Origin of the sequence: Mesorhizobium xinjiangense, assembly GCF_009749525.1 — a bacterium.
Classification (GTDB): Bacteria; Pseudomonadota; Alphaproteobacteria; order Rhizobiales; family Rhizobiaceae; genus Mangrovimarina; species Mangrovimarina xinjiangensis.
The window spans coordinates 308,089-321,650 of the sequence record NZ_WOAC01000002.1 but is presented as its reverse complement, the minus strand read 5'-3'; the positions used below and the strand labels follow the sequence as shown (position 1 = coordinate 321,650).

Here is a 13,562-nt window from a genome sequence, read left to right as displayed (position 1 = left end):
GCGGGATAAACGACGAGGGCGAGGATGTAGCGGTTCACGCCGCCCTCTCCCGGCCGAGAACCTCCAGCGTTTTCGCTGCCTGCTGCTCGCCGCGCGTGCCCTCGCCCACCGAACGCTCGGCATGGTGCGCGCAATAGGAGGATCCCGGCGCGGCGGGATTGCCGCAAAAGAGGTGCCGGCCAACCGCCGCATCCGACGCCCCGACCGGGAAGCGGCAGTCGTGCCCATTCGAGCTCGGCAAGCGACACGTGCCGGCACGCCGCGTCATAGGTCGCATGCGGATCAACCATTGGCCCGCCCTCCATCGACCACCGAGAAGCCGCCCGCAGCCTTCGTGCCGGCGAGTGCGTTGCGCAGGTCGACGATCGATTGCTGCAGCCGGCTTGCCGCGCGATCGATCTCGGAGGCCTCCGCCGGCGTGATCTTGCCGTCGGCAAGCGCCAGGGCGCCGGCAGCTGTGAGATCGGCAGACTGGCGGGCCGCGTCGGAAAAGCGCGCCAGCACGTCGCCGACGCGTGCCTCATCCTCCGCCGGATCGGAAAGCCGCCTGCCCTGCAATCCGGCCATGGCCGAGGTGACGATCGGCACACCGACCTCCATCTCCAGCGCGAAGACGGCGGCAAGCGGCATGAGCTGCCCCTCGCCGGCCAAGTTCCAGCGCCCGACCTCGGATTTGGAGAAGCTGGTGAGCTCGGCCGTGCGCTCGATGCCGCCGGCCATCTTGATCAGATCGCGCTGGGCGGCCTTGAGCCGGTGAAACCAGGCATCGCCGAAATGAGACATTGCGACCTCCGTCAGGGTGCAAAAAGGTTCCCGCACCGGGAAACCCCGGCGTCGTTTCCCGTGGCGGGAAAGGCTGGTTGTGTTCAGAGTGCGGGCATGACGAAGAACGAACAGACGGCCCGCAATTCACATGACCTACGGCGGCTTGGGCGGCGACCGGAGGGCGCCACGCGGCACGCCCTCCGGCCCCTTCTCGCTCTCAGGGTTGTGGGTGGTTGCAGGGGCCGGATTTGCACCGGCGATCTTCTGGTTATGAGCCAGACGAGATGCTGCTTCTCCACCCTGCAATGCGAGATTGGTGATACCGATCGCCTCGGCGCGAACGACAACGGCGCGCGCAACGAACTCGGCCTGGCTGATACGGTCATGCGCAGCGACGACCGCGAGCAGCACCGACACGTCGTCGGAGAGCTCGAGCGGCAGACGCAGCCGACGACGCCGGGCACCCGTGGCCCCGACTGGGCCCCGGTCGTCGTCGACTGCTTCACGGCGCCGGGCGAAGGCCCGATCGCCATGGGGACAAACAGAAAATGCCGGCCCGGGCTTCGGGGTGGCGGGTACACCCGGGCCGGCAGTTGGCGCGGGCATGACACCGCGCTTGGGAGGTTTCGGAGAAAACGTCATTCGGCGGCCTCCGCGATGGGCCGCGGCACATCGCGCGGCCATTCCGCACCCTCCGGCCAATTGGTCGAGAGCCACAGGAGTGCCGCGTTAAACTTGCCCAGGGTGATGTCCGCGCCTTCGCGAAGCATCTTCAGCTTCTTGCTGTCGCCGAATACGCGAAAGCTCAGCGTCACCTCCTTGATCTGGGTGACGCGGATATATTCGCCGGTGACGGCCAGAAGGTCAGGAATACCGATCATGGCCGCGAACATTCGGTTATTTTCCCGAACATGTCAACGGTCATCTTCCCGATACCCAAATGCGCGGCTCTCGGAGAAAATCCCGAAATGTTGAAAGATATCCTTGCGCGCATAGACGCACGGCTCGAAGCCGTCGGACTGACCGAGTCCGCAGCTGCCAAACAGGCTGGCCTCAGCAACTCCGCGATCCGTGACATTCGACGCACCGTGAAGGCAGGCTCGAATGACCGCGGTGTCTCGACCCGTACGCTCGTAGCGCTTGCGCCAATCCTGCAGACAACAGCGTCCTGGCTGCTTGAAGAATGCGGCCCGGAGGTTGTTCCCAAAGAGTCGCAGAAGATCCAGCAGCTACTCCTTCGGGCGGCTAACGCTTCGCCCGAAGTTCGCGCCCAGATCGAGGACTATGCAGAGTTTCTGCTGTCCAACTACGAGAAGTCGCGGGCGACAGCCACGTAGCCGTGCTCATGGCTGACACGCACGATACATTCGCCGCCGTGCAATGCCTTCATCGACATCGCCAGAACTTCTGCTGCGAGTTCGACTCTCTCCTCCAGCGACAGCATCTCCTCCACACTGGCCGGTACTGCAGCCGCTGCCATGCCGCCAAGAAGCCCTCGGCGGCTGATCACCCTCCCTTCGATAAGCTCCTCGATTCCATCCGATATTTCGCCTGCCCTGCCCATCGCCTGCATATTGCGTAACCCTTTACCAATCCGCCCCTCATTCGCCCTCCCACAGCACGAAATCGGATCACTTACACACAAATGCGGCCCACCACGGCCGCCTTTGCAGTGTGGGACAAGCGATCCTGACTGTCCAATTTTAGGAAAATTGTCATTTGCTGATATGCTGTGAATAGCGGTGACAATGGTACCATTTTCAAAGCATTAGCCATGACTCTGGAACGATTTCGCATGGCAATCGTTTCGGCCATAAGTCGGGCATGTCTCAGCCCGAGAACCCGAGTTTCCATCTGCGATTGCCACCAGAGATCAAGGCGAGGCTCCTTGAGGTGAAGGGCGAGAGCAGCCTTAATTCGGAAATCGTCGAGAGGCTCGATCGTTCGCTCGAGCCCGACCCGGCCATGCAGCTGGCGGAAGTGTTTCGGCCGATCCTCAGCGATCTCGACGCGGCCGACCGCGTAAAGATGATCAAGCTCATCACCGACGCAGTCGAGATCCTGCAGAAGCGCCAGCCAAAGCGCCCTCGCCGCGCTACATCCGGCAAGTCCAGGCAGCGCTAGAGAGATATCCAACAATCGGTCTGAACATCGCTGCGCGTCGGACCGGGTGATAGATCTGCCTTTATTCCTTCGGTTTTTTTCCCGGCTCCCATATTGATAATCGGTATTTTTCCCGATATCCTTCGCCAATCGATACGCGGAATGGATGTCTGGATATGTTTAAAGACCTCGCATCGTTCATCGCCATGGCCATCTTCGTGGCTGGCATCGCCCAGCTGCTCGGAGGGCTGGCCGGATGAACGACAACAAGCGCTTCGAAGAGGCCGCCCGCTTCGGCGGCAATGACTGGCCCGAGCAGGAACAGGTTCCGGCGGCCGCGCGACCGACCAGGCTGCGCATTATCGACGCCCTGCTCATCTGCCTGCTGATCGCCGCCCTCGCCGTCGGCCTCGTCATGGGATGGCCGGCATGAGGGCCTTTCCCCATTGCGCCACCTGCGGTCGATCGAATGGCAGCCCTTATCGCAACTGCGAGGATTGCCGGGCCAGTTGGCGGAATGCCAAGCGCAAGCCCGGTGGCCCTGCCGAGCAACGCGAAATCCTTGCCGGCCTCGTCCAGGCGACGGAATCGCTGCTTCCCCATGCGATGGACGCCGGCGACGACACCGCAGTGTTCTGTGCGCGCCGCGCGATCGCGAAAGCCAAGGGAGCATTGAGGCGATGACGGCAACGTCGAAGATCACTCTTGCAGGCGTCGAAACGGCCATGCTTCGCGCATGGGCCGATGCCGGCATCATCCCCGTCCAACGCTATGTCGAGGAAATGCGCCGGCGTCAGGCTGAGCGCAGCGAGGGCGAGGAACAGCCACGTGAGGCTGACCAATGACCGCGATCGAATGGACACACCGCCCGGGCACCAAGGGCGAGACCTGGAACCCGGTCGCTGGCTGCTCGATCGTCTCGCCCGGCTGCACAAACTGCTACGCCATGAAGATGGCGGCGCGCATCGAGAAGATGGGTACCGCGCCGCACTATGCCGGCACGACGACGGCCTCGAAGGCTGGCGCGGTCTGGACCGGGAAGATCGCCGCCGCGCCCGACCGCATCCTGACGGCGCCGCTGCGCTGGAAGAGCCCGCGCACGATCTTCGTCAATTCCATGTCGGACCTCTTCCACGAGGATGTGCCGGACGAGCTGATCGACCGCGTCTTCGCCGTCATGGCGCTCACTCCGCAGCACGCCTACCAGATCCTCACCAAACGGGCGGAGCGGATGCGGGACTATTTTGCCCACGATGATGGATTCGGCCGCTGGGGTTACATCGAACATTGCGCTCGGCAGATGGCCCGTATCCCGGAAGGCAAGACCCTCGCATACTGGGGCGGCAAGAACCTTCCCAATGTCTGGCTCGGCATCTCGGCCGAGCGCCAGCAGGAGGCCGACGAGCGCATTCCGCACCTGCTGGCCACGCCGGCCGCCGTCCGCTTCGTCTCGGCCGAGCCGCTGCTGGGGCCGATCCAGTTTGATGACTTCTGCAACGGACACAAGTTCATCGACGCGCTTCGTGGAAACTGGTGGCACGACGTTCCCGACGATCATCCCGGAACCATCTCTCGCGGCCACGAAAAGCTCGACTGGATCATCGTTGGCGGCGAGAGCGGCCCGGGCGCGCGGCCGATGCATCCGGCCTGGGCGCGCTCGATCCGCGACCAATGCGCCGCAGCCGGCACGGCCTTCTTCTTCAAGCAGTGGGGTGCTTGGCTTCCCGGACAGAACGACGTGTTCGATGGCTTCGGCGACGGTCGCCGAGTTGCGCACTGGCAAGATGGCGGCTGGGGACCTCGTCACGTGCCGCCTCAGCTCGCCTCGCGAAATTACGTGATGTGGGATCCGGATGGCGCGATGCACACAGGTCTCAGACGTAGCCGGTATTTCGAGGTCTCCGCATGGGCACAGCGCGTTGGCAAGAAGGCCGCGGGCCGCACGCTAGACGGCCGCGAGCACAACGATTGGCCGGAGGCAGCCCGATGAAGGATACCCTGCTCGCACGCGCCCATGCTCAGTTCGTCGATTCGCTTGCCAGCGATATCGAATGCGGCTGGGTGATGGACAAGGACGGCCCGCGGCCGGGCACGTCCGATCGCGCGACGGCGGACCGCGTCGCCGAAACGCTCACCCTCATCCTCGATATCGAGATGGCGATCGGCCGGCAGGACATGTCCGGCCAGCCCGCATGGATGCCCGACGTCATGCATGCCGGCCGCCTCGACGCCGAACTGTTCGGAAAGGAGGGGCGCCCGTGATTGTGCGTGAGGAAGGCAAGAACCAGATTTGCTGCGATACCTGTCCGTCGAGCTATCCCAACACCTATGCCGACGAGGATTTCGCGGTGATGATCGCCGACGCGAAGACGGCGGGCTGGTCGATCCGCAAGGTCACGGACAATCTCGAGCGCGACGACGACACGTCGGACCTCTTCGGCACCGCCCGCAGGATAGCCGGCAAGGCCGAGCGCCAGCCATACAGCCACACCTGCCCCGACTGCCGCGCGGGCGATCGCGAGGGGATGTTCTGATGCGCTGCAAATACCTCTCACGATCGGACGAGGCCTATGCCATCTCGTCGAGCGGCATCGAGACTCCCGCGACGGTCCATCTATGCGACTGGCCCGACCAGCACCCGGAGCGATTCCGCAACGCACCGCGTTGGCTCCTGCGCCAGATCGGCCCCGGCCTGGCGATCGAGCCGGCCCGCGACTGCGCCGGCTGCCCGGCCTTCGCGGCGGCCAAGGGAGGCTAATCTGATGCAGATTGGACGCATACAGGGCTGCACGCGCGTGCTCGGCAAGAGCCAAGGATATCTCGGCCTGCCGGTCCGTGACGTGATCATAACCGAGGCCGTCAACGGCACGGGCACGCCGGCCATGGAAACGGCCTGGCTGCCCACGCCGGCCGAGATCGAGGCGATAAACAACGGCGCCCCGATCATCCTGCGCATTATCGGCACGGGCCACCCACCCGTGATGGTGGAAGTCGGCGAGGTGCCGGAATGAGCGAACTTCCCAAACTCGCCCTGTCGATCATGCAGCCATGGGCATGGCTGATCTGCAACGGCTTCAAATCGGTCGAAAACCGCAGCTGGCCGACACGCTATCGCGGCCCCGTCGCCATCCACGCCGGGCGGAAGATCGACACCGGCGCTCATAATTGGGTGACGGCCGGGGTTCATCCGGTCACCGGCGAGCGCACGCTGCTTGGGATCGACTATCCCGCATGCTACGGCGTTCCGATCGCCACCGGCGGCATCGTCGGTGTGGCCGAGCTCGTCGATTGCATTGACGGATCCGATGACGACTGGTTCGTCGGCCCTCATGGCTTCGTCCTGGCGAATGCCCGGCCCATCCCTTTCATTCCGGTGAAGGGCGCCCTCGGCTTCTTCGAGTGGCGCAAGAGAATCATGGAAGTGCCGGAGCCAGGCCATACTGATGACGGGAGTCTGCTGTGAGCGACCCTGCTCGACACCTCTCCAGGCCCGTCCCACGTGTCGGCCTGAACCGGATGGAAGTTGCCCTTTCCCTGGGCGTCAGCCCTAACACCGTCGACGCCATGGTTGCCGACGGCAGCCTTCCGCACCCTCGGCTCTGGAACCGCCGGAAAATCTGGCTATTGTCCGAGATCGAGGCGGCCATGATGGAATGGCCGACCGAAGCGGAAAGGAAGGGCGCCGATCTGTCCGGATGGAGGGCGTCGGCGTGATCGAGTTGGCCACGATCGATCTCAAATATGTCGAGCGGAACGTTTCGCGCCACGGCACCGTGCGGTGGTATTTCCGCGTTGACGGCCGGCGCGTCTGCCGCCTGCCTGACGACAAGGATTCGGAGGCCTTCATGAAGGCCTACTGGGCCGAACGTGCGAAGCTCGAGGAAGGCGGCGCGGGCGAGGATCAGCACCACGACGACATGAAAGGCCCGCCCAGGCCGAACACCTTCCGCTGGCTGTGCCATGCCTACCAGCAATGCGCGATCTTCACCGAGCTCGACCCGACAACGCAGTACAAGCGCAAGAGGATCATCGAATCGATGCTGCGCGAGCCGGTAGACCCGAAGAAGCCCGACGGCAGGATCTTCGCCGGCATGCCTCTGCCAGCGCTCGACGTGGCCAACATCACCGTGCTGCGCGATCGCAAGGCCGCAACGCCCTTTGCCGCCGACGAGCGGATGAAGACGCTGCGCCAGATCTTCGAGACCACACAGCCGGGCCGTGACGGCAAGGCGGAAAAGATCGTTCCGCAGAACACGGCCAAGCTCGTGAAGTCCTTCCGCAAGCCGACGGATGGCTTCCACACGATCATCGACAGCGAGCTCGAGCAGTATGTTCGCCATCACGGCGTCGGATCGAAAGCCGTCTTCGCTGTGGTGCTGTTGATGTACACCGGCATCCGCCTGTCCGATCTGCGGCAGATCGGGCCGCAGCATCGCCGGGGCGACAAGTTCGTGCTGCGTCTGTTCAAGAACCGCAACCGAACGCCGGTGACACTGGAGATACCAATTCACCCGGTCCTCGACGCCGTGCTCGCCATGCACCCGGTCAAGGGCATGAACTACATGCTGACCGAGTTCGGCAAGCCCTACACCACCAAGGGGCTCGGCAATCGGATTTCGGAATGGTTCGACCAGGCCGGCCTCAAGCACTGCTCGGCACACAGCGTCCGCAAGGGTCTGGCGACCAACCTCGCCGAGAGCGAGGCGACGGATTCGATGCTCGACGGCTTCTTCGGCTGGCGCGACGGCAAGACATCGAAGATCTACACGCGCAAAAAGCGCCAGGCGAAGCTGGCCAGACAGGCCGTCGCTCGTATCGATTGGGGTGAAATCGGGAACATTCTGCCACACCCTGCGGCGGCGGTGGCGTCCCGCGACGATGATGACGAGAAAAAGGTACGCAAAATCAACGGGTAAACTCTGCCGGTGTGGCAGCATGGTGCCCCCGGACGGGATCGAACCGCCGACCTTCGGTTTACAAAACCGCTGCTCTACCAGCTGAGCTACAAGGGCACGCGCGTTCCGTTATCACAATTGGCGCCGCAGTAAAGGGGTTTCGCCTCCCCGATCGGTGCGACCAACACTCTTTGCATGCCTCGCCCAGCGTGCTAACCCACGGCCCGTCAACGCGAAATCGGACCGGCCGGACGCCAGGATGAACAGCCAAGCGCCAACGCTCACCTTCGTTTCGGCCGACACGCCCGATGCACAAGAGGCGGCGCAGCGGTTGGCGACCCTCTATGGCCAGGAGCGCTTCGAGGACGCGGATGTCGTCGTCGCGCTCGGCGGCGACGGGTTCATGTTGCAGACGCTGCACCAGGTGATGAATTCGGGCCGGCGCATCTACGGCATGAATCGCGGCACTGTCGGCTTCCTGATGAACGAGTATCGCGAGGACGGCCTGCGCCAGCGGATCGGCGCGGCGATCGGCGAAACCATCCGGCCGCTGCGCATGCATGCCCAGACGGCCGACGGGCGCGAGACCGACGCGCTGGCCATCAACGAGGTGTCGCTGCTGCGCCAATCCTACCAGGCGGCGCGGCTGAGGATATCCATAGACGGCCATGTGCGGCTGAGGGAGTTGATCTGCGATGGCGTGATGGTCGCCACGCCCGCCGGGTCGACCGCCTACAACCTGTCGGCCCAGGGACCGATCCTGCCTCTCGACGCGCCGCTTCTGGCGCTCACGCCGGTGAGCCCGTTTCGTCCGCGGCGCTGGCATGGAGCCCTGCTGCCCAACCGCTCGGTCGTCGACATCGAGGTGCTTGAACCAGACAAGCGGCCGGTCAACGCCGTGGCCGATCACACGGAGGTCAAGTCGGTCGTTTCGGTGCGCATCCGCGAATCGCGCGACAAGACCGCGACCATCCTCTTCGACGCCAGCCATCCCTGGGAGGAGAGGATCCTCACCGAGCAGTTTCCCAATTAGCGCGCGTTTGCTTCAACGGAACCGTTTGAAGCGAAGACATGCGCGCCAGATCAATATGCTGGAACATGTACCTTTCGCTCACACGATTCCATTTGAGCGGGACATGTTCCAGGAACCGCAATCCAACCGGGCGGCAAGACACTCCTGCCCCATTTTGCGCCTATCGGTTGACAAATCGGCCGCATCGTCATATCGCCATGCGGCATCGTTGCCGCTAACGGCACCGCGACCGCATGAACGCGGCAAGATCAACAGCAAAGTCAGCCAAAGCACTTGTCCTCCGACGCCCAGAACGCTCAGGAAACGATCAAATTTTCCGACCTTGGCCTTTCGCCCAAGGTTCTATCCGCTGTCACCGACGCAGGCTATGTCGAGCCGACGCCCATCCAGGCCGGCGCCATACCGCATGCGCTCGCCGGCAAGGACGTGCTGGGCATCGCCCAGACGGGAACCGGCAAGACGGCGGCCTTCGTGCTGCCGATGATCACGCGGCTGGAAAAGGGCCGCGCGCGGGCGCGCATGCCGCGCACCCTGATCCTGGAGCCGACGCGCGAGCTCGCCGCCCAGGTTGAAGAGAATTTCGTCAAATACGGCAAGAACCATCGCCTCAACATCGCGCTCCTCATCGGCGGCGTGTCGTTCGACGAACAGGAGCGCAAGCTGGAACGCGGTGCGGACGTGCTGATCGCCACGCCGGGGCGCATGCTCGACCATTTCGAGCGCGGCAAGCTGCTTTTGACCGGGGTTGAGATCCTCGTCATCGACGAGGCCGACCGGATGCTCGACATGGGCTTCATTCCCGACATCGAGCGCATCTGCAAACTCATTCCGTTCACCCGCCAGACGCTGTTCTTCTCGGCCACCATGCCGCCGGAGATCACCAAGCTCACGCAACAGTTCCTCCAGGCGCCCGTGCGGGTGGAAGTGGCGCGCGCCGCCACCACCGGCGCCAACATTACGCAGCGCCTCGTCAAGTCCGGATCGAAGGCCTGGGACAAGCGCGCCGTTTTGCGCGACCTGATCACGGCTGAAGACGAGACGCTTAAGAACGCCATCATCTTCTGCAATCGCAAAGTGGACGTCTCCGAACTGTTCCGCTCGTTGACGCGGCACGAATTCGACGCCGGTGCCCTGCACGGCGACATGGACCAGCGCGCGCGCATGGCGATGCTGGAGAATTTCCGCAACGGCAAGCTGAAGCTCCTGGTGGCGTCGGATGTCGCTGCGCGCGGCCTCGACATCCCCGACGTCAGCCATATCTTCAATTTCGACGTGCCGATCCATGCCGAGGATTATGTGCACCGCATCGGCCGCACCGGCCGCGCCGGGCGCAGCGGCAAGGCCTTTACCATCGTCACCCGCGCCGACAAGAAATATGTCGACGCGATCGAGAAGCTGACCAGTCAGACGATCGAGTGGCTCGACGGCGACCTCTCCGCATTGCCCCCGCCCTCCGAGGATGACGAGGCGCCGCGTCGCGGACGCGGGCGCAGCGGCAAGGAAACGGCCAAGACCAAGCGCGCACCGCGCGGGAAGACGTCCGAGCCGGCCTCAACTGAAGCCACCGATGCACCTGAGACGGCTGAAAAGACGGCGCCGAAGAAGACGAAGTCCGATCACCGCGAGGCCATCAAGGCGGACAATTCGAACCGCCGGGGCAAGCAGCAGGACGGTCCACAGGAGCCCAAGCGGGAACGCCGCAAACGCGACGACAACCTCGATGACGGCACGATCGGCTTCGGCGAGGATGTCCCGGCCTTCATGAAGGTTTCGGCCAAGGTCTGAGGCCTGTTTCCAGTGTCGACGGTGGCATCTGGCCACCTGCCGCAGCGCGGCATCTCGAGACGAGCATCTGATTGAAATTGTCAGCAGCGGCATGCCGCGCCACGAGACGGACCTTGCCCGTCCCGCCAGGCAATGGTCTCGTTGGAGCCCCATACAGGTGCAAGGAGATGTCCCATGCCGATGCTGCTGAAAGGCTCCTGCCATTGCCACGCCGTGCGCTTCGAGGCCGACAGCCACACGCCGGTGCCTTATCAGCTCTGCTACTGCTCGATCTGCCGCAAGCAGCAGGGCGGCGGCGGATATGCGATCAACCTGGCCGCCGATGCCGCCACGCTCAAGATCGAGGGCGAAGAGCATCTTGGGCTCTATCGCGCCAGGATCGAGGACGAGGAACGGCCGCAATGCGAATTGTCGACGGGCGAGCGGCGCTTCTGCCGGCAATGCGGCTCGGCGCTATGGCTCTTTGATCCGACCTGGCCCGATCTCGTCCACCCCTTCGCCTCGGCGATCGACAGCGACCTGCCGAAGGCGCCGGAGCGTGTCCACCTGATGCTCAAATACAAGGCGTCGTGGGTCGAGCCCGATATCGCGGAGAACGACCAGAGTTTCGATCTCTACCCGGCCGAATCGATCGCCGATTGGCACAAGAAGCGCGGGTTATGGGTGGACTAAAGCAATTCCAGGAGAAGTGGAATCCGGTTCTCCGTCCGGAATTGCGTCGAATCAAAATGTTAGATCGGCGAACCGATTCCGTGAAAAGGTGAGCCGATAGCATCGGCACGTCGCGGGACACCGCGCCCTCGCCCTTCGACAAGCTCAGGGTGAGAGGCTGGATTCGGCCGTTCAGGGCGCGCCGGTGCGCGCTTCGGCCAGTGCCTTCAGATCGGCCGGCTTCAATTCCACCGATTCGCCACAGCCGCAGGCCGAGGACTGGTTGGGATTGTTGAAGGTGAAGCCCGTCCTGAGCTTCGTCACCTCGAAATCCATCTGCGTTCCGAGCAGGAACAATGCGGCTTCCGGCGCCACCCAGACATTGGCACCCTGATGCTCGACATGGTCGTCCTTGGGATCAGGCACGGTGACCAGATCGATCGTGTATTCCATGCCCGCGCAGCCGCCCTTTTTCACGCCGACGCGAATACCGGCGCCGCCTTCCCGCGCGGCAACGATCTCGCGCACGCGCTGTGCAGCGGTGTCCGTCATGGAAATTACGGCAAAACGACCCATTGAAACATCTCCATTGCGTGCGGGTTAAAGGCCCGCCGAATGATCATTCTGCGTTCAAGATGGTAAAGATTCGCCGACAGTGCAACCCGTCGGCTCAATACCATCCCAAGGCGACCTGTGCCTCTTCCGACATCCGGTCGGGCGTCCAGGGCGGATCAAAGACCATGCCAACCTCGACACCGGAAACGCCTTCGACGGCGCCGACGGCGTTTTCCACCCAGCCGGGCATCTCGCCGGCGACGGGACAGCCCGGCGCCGTCAGTGTCATGTCGATCTTGACCGCACGGTCATCCTCGATATCGATCCGGTAGATGAGGCCCAGTTCGTAGATATCGACCGGTATCTCGGGATCGTAGACCGTCTTCAGCGCCGAGACGATGTCGTCGGTCAGGCGCGCCAGGTCTTCCCGCGGAATGGCCGAAACCGGAGCGTCGCCCTCGGCCGCCGGGCCGGCGGCATCAAATTCGTCCATGTCCTTGCCTGTCGTCTGGTTCTCGATCATTGCGTTCATCCAAAAAAGGTGCGCGCCTTTTCCAGCGCTTCGGCCAGGCGGTCGACCTCTTCCCTCGTGTTGTACATACCAAAGGATGCCCGACAGGTGGAGGTCACGCCGAAGCGCTTCAAGAGCGGCTGGGCACAATGGGTGCCGGCACGCACCGCCACACCCGACCTGTCGATCACCATCGAGACATCGTGCGCATGGATGCCTTCGAGTTCGAAGGAAATGATCGCGCCCTTGTCCGGCGCATGGCCGAAGATGCGCAGCGAATTGATACCATGCAGGCGCTCATGCGCATAATCCTTCAGTTCCGCCTCATGGGCGGCGATGCGCTCGCGGCCGATCGTGTCCATGTAGTCGAGCGCCGCACCCAGGCCGATCGCCTGGACGATGGGCGGCGTGCCGGCCTCAAAACGGTGCGGCGGATGGTTGTAGGTGACGTTGTCCGTCGTCACCTCCTCGATCATCTCGCCGCCGCCCTGGAAGGGACGCGTTTCCTCGAGCATCTCCTTGCGCCCGTAGAGGATGCCGATGCCGGACGGGCCGTAGACCTTGTGACCGGTGAAGACGTAGAAATCGCAGTCGATGTCGCGCACGTCGACCGGCAGATGGACCGCCCCCTGGCTGCCGTCAATCAAGACCTTGATGCCGCGCTCATGCGCGATGCGGCAGATCTCCTTGACCGGCGTAACCGTGCCGAGGGCGTTCGACATATGGGTGATCGCCACCAGCTTGGTGCGCTCGGTCAGGCACTTCTCGAAATCCTCGATATGAAACCGGCCTTCGTCGTCGACCGGAGCCCAGACGAGCCTTGCGCCCTGGCGCTCGCGGATGAAGTGCCACGGCACAATGTTGGAATGGTGCTCCATGATCGACAGGACGATCTCGTCACCCTCGCCGATATGGGGCATGCCCCAGCCATAAGCGACGGTGTTGATCGCCTCGGTCGCGTTCTTGGTGAAGACGATCTCGTCGGTGCTTTCGGCGTTCAGAAAGCGGCGCACCGTCTCGCGCGCCTTTTCATAGGCATCGGTCGCTGCATTCGACAGGAAATGCAGGCCGCGGTGCACATTGGCATATTCGCTCGAATAGGCCTTCTGGATCGCATCGAGAACCACCTGAGGCTTCTGGGCCGAAGCCCCGTTGTCCAGATAGACCAGCGGCTTGCCGTAGACCTCGCGCGACAGGATGGGAAAGTCGCGGCGGATCGCCTCGACGTCATAGGGGATATGTTCGATCTTCTGGTCCACTGCTC

Annotated in this window: 22 protein-coding genes and 2 tRNA genes; 15 read left to right on the top strand and 9 right to left on the bottom strand. The window is 63.5% G+C overall.

The features are described 5' to 3' along the window. Positions 1-34: 34 nt before the first annotated feature. The 4 genes from GM909_RS03875 to GM909_RS03860 form a co-directional block, all read right to left on the bottom strand. Positions 35-268, bottom strand: coding sequence for a GcrA family cell cycle regulator (locus tag GM909_RS03875; RefSeq protein WP_328600442.1), 234 nt, complete (start codon positions 266-268; stop codon positions 35-37). A gap of 14 nt (positions 269-282) precedes the next feature. Then, positions 283-783: a phage regulatory CII family protein gene (locus tag GM909_RS03870; RefSeq protein ID WP_157014874.1), complete on the bottom strand. Its 501-nt coding sequence runs from the start codon at positions 781-783 to the stop codon at positions 283-285. 212 nt (positions 784-995) lie between these two features. Continuing rightward, positions 996-1,070, bottom strand: a tRNA-Met gene (locus GM909_RS03865). A gap of 333 nt (positions 1,071-1,403) precedes the next feature. Further along, positions 1,404-1,658, bottom strand: coding sequence for a hypothetical protein (locus tag GM909_RS03860; RefSeq protein WP_157014873.1), 255 nt, complete (start codon positions 1,656-1,658; stop codon positions 1,404-1,406). A gap of 75 nt (positions 1,659-1,733) precedes the next feature. Between GM909_RS03860 and GM909_RS03855 the strand changes: the two genes are divergently transcribed. Continuing rightward, the gene (locus tag GM909_RS03855; RefSeq protein WP_157014872.1) at positions 1,734-2,102 is read left to right on the top strand and encodes a hypothetical protein; all 369 of its coding nucleotides are present in this window, start codon (positions 1,734-1,736) and stop codon (positions 2,100-2,102) included. On the opposite strand, the gene GM909_RS03850 is transcribed toward GM909_RS03855, so the two are convergent. Beyond that, positions 2,072-2,338: a hypothetical protein gene (locus GM909_RS03850; protein ID WP_157014871.1), complete on the bottom strand. Its 267-nt coding sequence runs from the start codon at positions 2,336-2,338 to the stop codon at positions 2,072-2,074. The two genes, GM909_RS03855 and GM909_RS03850, sit on opposite strands and share 31 nt — an antisense overlap. A gap of 251 nt (positions 2,339-2,589) precedes the next feature. Here GM909_RS03850 and GM909_RS03845 point away from each other — a divergent pair, with 251 nt between their 5' ends. The 11 genes from GM909_RS03845 to GM909_RS03800 all read left to right on the top strand — a co-directional run bounded on the left by GM909_RS03845 (position 2,590) and on the right by GM909_RS03800 (position 7,784). Then, the gene (locus tag GM909_RS03845) at positions 2,590-2,889 is read left to right on the top strand and encodes an Arc family DNA-binding protein (RefSeq protein ID WP_157014870.1); all 300 of its coding nucleotides are present in this window, start codon (positions 2,590-2,592) and stop codon (positions 2,887-2,889) included. 235 nt (positions 2,890-3,124) lie between these two features. Then, positions 3,125-3,301 carry a hypothetical protein gene (locus GM909_RS03840; protein WP_157014869.1) on the top strand — a complete coding sequence of 59 codons (177 nt, stop codon included), beginning with the start codon at positions 3,125-3,127 and terminating at the stop codon, positions 3,299-3,301. Positions 3,302-3,548: 247 nt separating this feature from the next. After that, positions 3,549-3,713: a hypothetical protein gene (locus GM909_RS03835; protein WP_157014868.1), complete on the top strand. Its 165-nt coding sequence runs from the start codon at positions 3,549-3,551 to the stop codon at positions 3,711-3,713. Further along, positions 3,710-4,858, top strand: coding sequence for a phage Gp37/Gp68 family protein (locus GM909_RS03830; protein ID WP_157014867.1), 1,149 nt, complete (start codon positions 3,710-3,712; stop codon positions 4,856-4,858). Before GM909_RS03835 ends, GM909_RS03830 begins: the two co-directional genes overlap by 4 nt. Then, positions 4,855-5,130, top strand: coding sequence for a hypothetical protein (locus tag GM909_RS03825; RefSeq protein ID WP_157014866.1), 276 nt, complete (start codon positions 4,855-4,857; stop codon positions 5,128-5,130). Before GM909_RS03830 ends, GM909_RS03825 begins: the two co-directional genes overlap by 4 nt. Further along, positions 5,127-5,402, top strand: a complete 276-nt coding sequence (locus GM909_RS03820; RefSeq protein WP_157014865.1) for a hypothetical protein — start codon at positions 5,127-5,129, stop codon at positions 5,400-5,402. Before GM909_RS03825 ends, GM909_RS03820 begins: the two co-directional genes overlap by 4 nt. Beyond that, positions 5,402-5,626, top strand: a complete 225-nt coding sequence (locus GM909_RS03815) for a hypothetical protein (RefSeq protein WP_157014864.1) — start codon at positions 5,402-5,404, stop codon at positions 5,624-5,626. The genes GM909_RS03820 and GM909_RS03815 overlap by 1 nt, the downstream gene beginning before the upstream one ends. Positions 5,627-5,630: 4 nt before the next feature. Further along, entirely contained in the window at positions 5,631-5,879 is a 249-nt protein-coding gene (locus tag GM909_RS03810) for a hypothetical protein (protein ID WP_157014863.1), read from the top strand. Next, positions 5,876-6,331: an ASCH domain-containing protein gene (locus tag GM909_RS03805; RefSeq protein ID WP_157014862.1), complete on the top strand. Its 456-nt coding sequence runs from the start codon at positions 5,876-5,878 to the stop codon at positions 6,329-6,331. Before GM909_RS03810 ends, GM909_RS03805 begins: the two co-directional genes overlap by 4 nt. Next, complete coding sequence (locus tag GM909_RS25690) at positions 6,328-6,582, top strand: helix-turn-helix transcriptional regulator (RefSeq protein ID WP_198174117.1); 255 nt, start codon at positions 6,328-6,330, stop codon at positions 6,580-6,582. The genes GM909_RS03805 and GM909_RS25690 overlap by 4 nt, the downstream gene beginning before the upstream one ends. Continuing rightward, complete coding sequence (locus GM909_RS03800; RefSeq protein WP_198174116.1) at positions 6,579-7,784, top strand: tyrosine-type recombinase/integrase; 1,206 nt, start codon at positions 6,579-6,581, stop codon at positions 7,782-7,784. Before GM909_RS25690 ends, GM909_RS03800 begins: the two co-directional genes overlap by 4 nt. Positions 7,785-7,804: 20 nt before the next feature. On the opposite strand, the gene GM909_RS03795 is transcribed toward GM909_RS03800, so the two are convergent. After that, a tRNA-Thr gene (locus GM909_RS03795) sits at positions 7,805-7,880 on the bottom strand. 142 nt (positions 7,881-8,022) lie between these two features. Between GM909_RS03795 and GM909_RS03790 the strand changes: the two genes are divergently transcribed. From GM909_RS03790 to GM909_RS03780, 3 genes are all read left to right on the top strand, one after another. After that, positions 8,023-8,796, top strand: a complete 774-nt coding sequence (locus tag GM909_RS03790) for an NAD kinase (protein WP_157014860.1) — start codon at positions 8,023-8,025, stop codon at positions 8,794-8,796. Between the two features lie 273 nt (positions 8,797-9,069). Beyond that, a complete protein-coding gene (locus GM909_RS03785) occupies positions 9,070-10,581 on the top strand; it encodes a DEAD/DEAH box helicase (protein WP_198174115.1) in 1,512 nt (503 codons plus the stop codon). A gap of 174 nt (positions 10,582-10,755) precedes the next feature. Next, positions 10,756-11,253 carry a GFA family protein gene (locus GM909_RS03780; protein WP_157014859.1) on the top strand — a complete coding sequence of 166 codons (498 nt, stop codon included), beginning with the start codon at positions 10,756-10,758 and terminating at the stop codon, positions 11,251-11,253. A 171-nt stretch (positions 11,254-11,424) separates the two neighbouring features. Here GM909_RS03780 and sufA read toward each other — a convergent pair whose 3' ends face one another. From sufA to GM909_RS03765, 3 genes are all read right to left on the bottom strand, one after another. Continuing rightward, positions 11,425-11,808 (bottom strand): Fe-S cluster assembly scaffold SufA, encoded by a 384-nt coding sequence (sufA, locus tag GM909_RS03775; RefSeq protein WP_157014858.1) that lies wholly within the window; start codon positions 11,806-11,808, stop codon positions 11,425-11,427. Positions 11,809-11,902: 94 nt separating this feature from the next. Then, entirely contained in the window at positions 11,903-12,280 is a 378-nt protein-coding gene (locus GM909_RS03770; protein WP_157014960.1) for an SUF system Fe-S cluster assembly protein, read from the bottom strand. Positions 12,281-12,315: 35 nt separating this feature from the next. Next, positions 12,316-13,557, bottom strand: a complete 1,242-nt coding sequence (locus GM909_RS03765) for a cysteine desulfurase (RefSeq protein ID WP_157014857.1) — start codon at positions 13,555-13,557, stop codon at positions 12,316-12,318. Between the last annotated feature and the right edge of the window lie 5 nt (positions 13,558-13,562).

Coding starts and splice junctions, on each gene's coding strand:
- GM909_RS03875 (WP_328600442.1), bottom strand. CDS start 268: ATGACGCGGCGTGCCGGCACGTGTCGCTTGCCGAGCTCGAATGGGCAC.
- GM909_RS03780 (WP_157014859.1), top strand. CDS start 10,756: ATGCCGATGCTGCTGAAAGGCTCCTGCCATTGCCACGCCGTGCGCTTC.
- GM909_RS03870 (WP_157014874.1), bottom strand. CDS start 783: ATGTCTCATTTCGGCGATGCCTGGTTTCACCGGCTCAAGGCCGCCCAG.
- GM909_RS03825 (WP_157014866.1), top strand. CDS start 4,855: ATGAAGGATACCCTGCTCGCACGCGCCCATGCTCAGTTCGTCGATTCG.
- GM909_RS03805 (WP_157014862.1), top strand. CDS start 5,876: ATGAGCGAACTTCCCAAACTCGCCCTGTCGATCATGCAGCCATGGGCA.
- GM909_RS03835 (WP_157014868.1), top strand. CDS start 3,549: ATGACGGCAACGTCGAAGATCACTCTTGCAGGCGTCGAAACGGCCATG.
- GM909_RS03850 (WP_157014871.1), bottom strand. CDS start 2,338: ATGCAGGCGATGGGCAGGGCAGGCGAAATATCGGATGGAATCGAGGAG.
- sufA (WP_157014858.1), bottom strand. CDS start 11,808: ATGGGTCGTTTTGCCGTAATTTCCATGACGGACACCGCTGCACAGCGC.
- GM909_RS03845 (WP_157014870.1), top strand. CDS start 2,590: ATGTCTCAGCCCGAGAACCCGAGTTTCCATCTGCGATTGCCACCAGAG.
- GM909_RS03770 (WP_157014960.1), bottom strand. CDS start 12,280: ATGGACGAATTTGATGCCGCCGGCCCGGCGGCCGAGGGCGACGCTCCG.
- GM909_RS03855 (WP_157014872.1), top strand. CDS start 1,734: ATGTTGAAAGATATCCTTGCGCGCATAGACGCACGGCTCGAAGCCGTC.
- GM909_RS03815 (WP_157014864.1), top strand. CDS start 5,402: ATGCGCTGCAAATACCTCTCACGATCGGACGAGGCCTATGCCATCTCG.
- GM909_RS03840 (WP_157014869.1), top strand. CDS start 3,125: ATGAACGACAACAAGCGCTTCGAAGAGGCCGCCCGCTTCGGCGGCAAT.
- GM909_RS03830 (WP_157014867.1), top strand. CDS start 3,710: ATGACCGCGATCGAATGGACACACCGCCCGGGCACCAAGGGCGAGACC.
- GM909_RS03810 (WP_157014863.1), top strand. CDS start 5,631: ATGCAGATTGGACGCATACAGGGCTGCACGCGCGTGCTCGGCAAGAGC.
- GM909_RS03790 (WP_157014860.1), top strand. CDS start 8,023: ATGAACAGCCAAGCGCCAACGCTCACCTTCGTTTCGGCCGACACGCCC.
- GM909_RS03860 (WP_157014873.1), bottom strand. CDS start 1,658: ATGTTCGCGGCCATGATCGGTATTCCTGACCTTCTGGCCGTCACCGGC.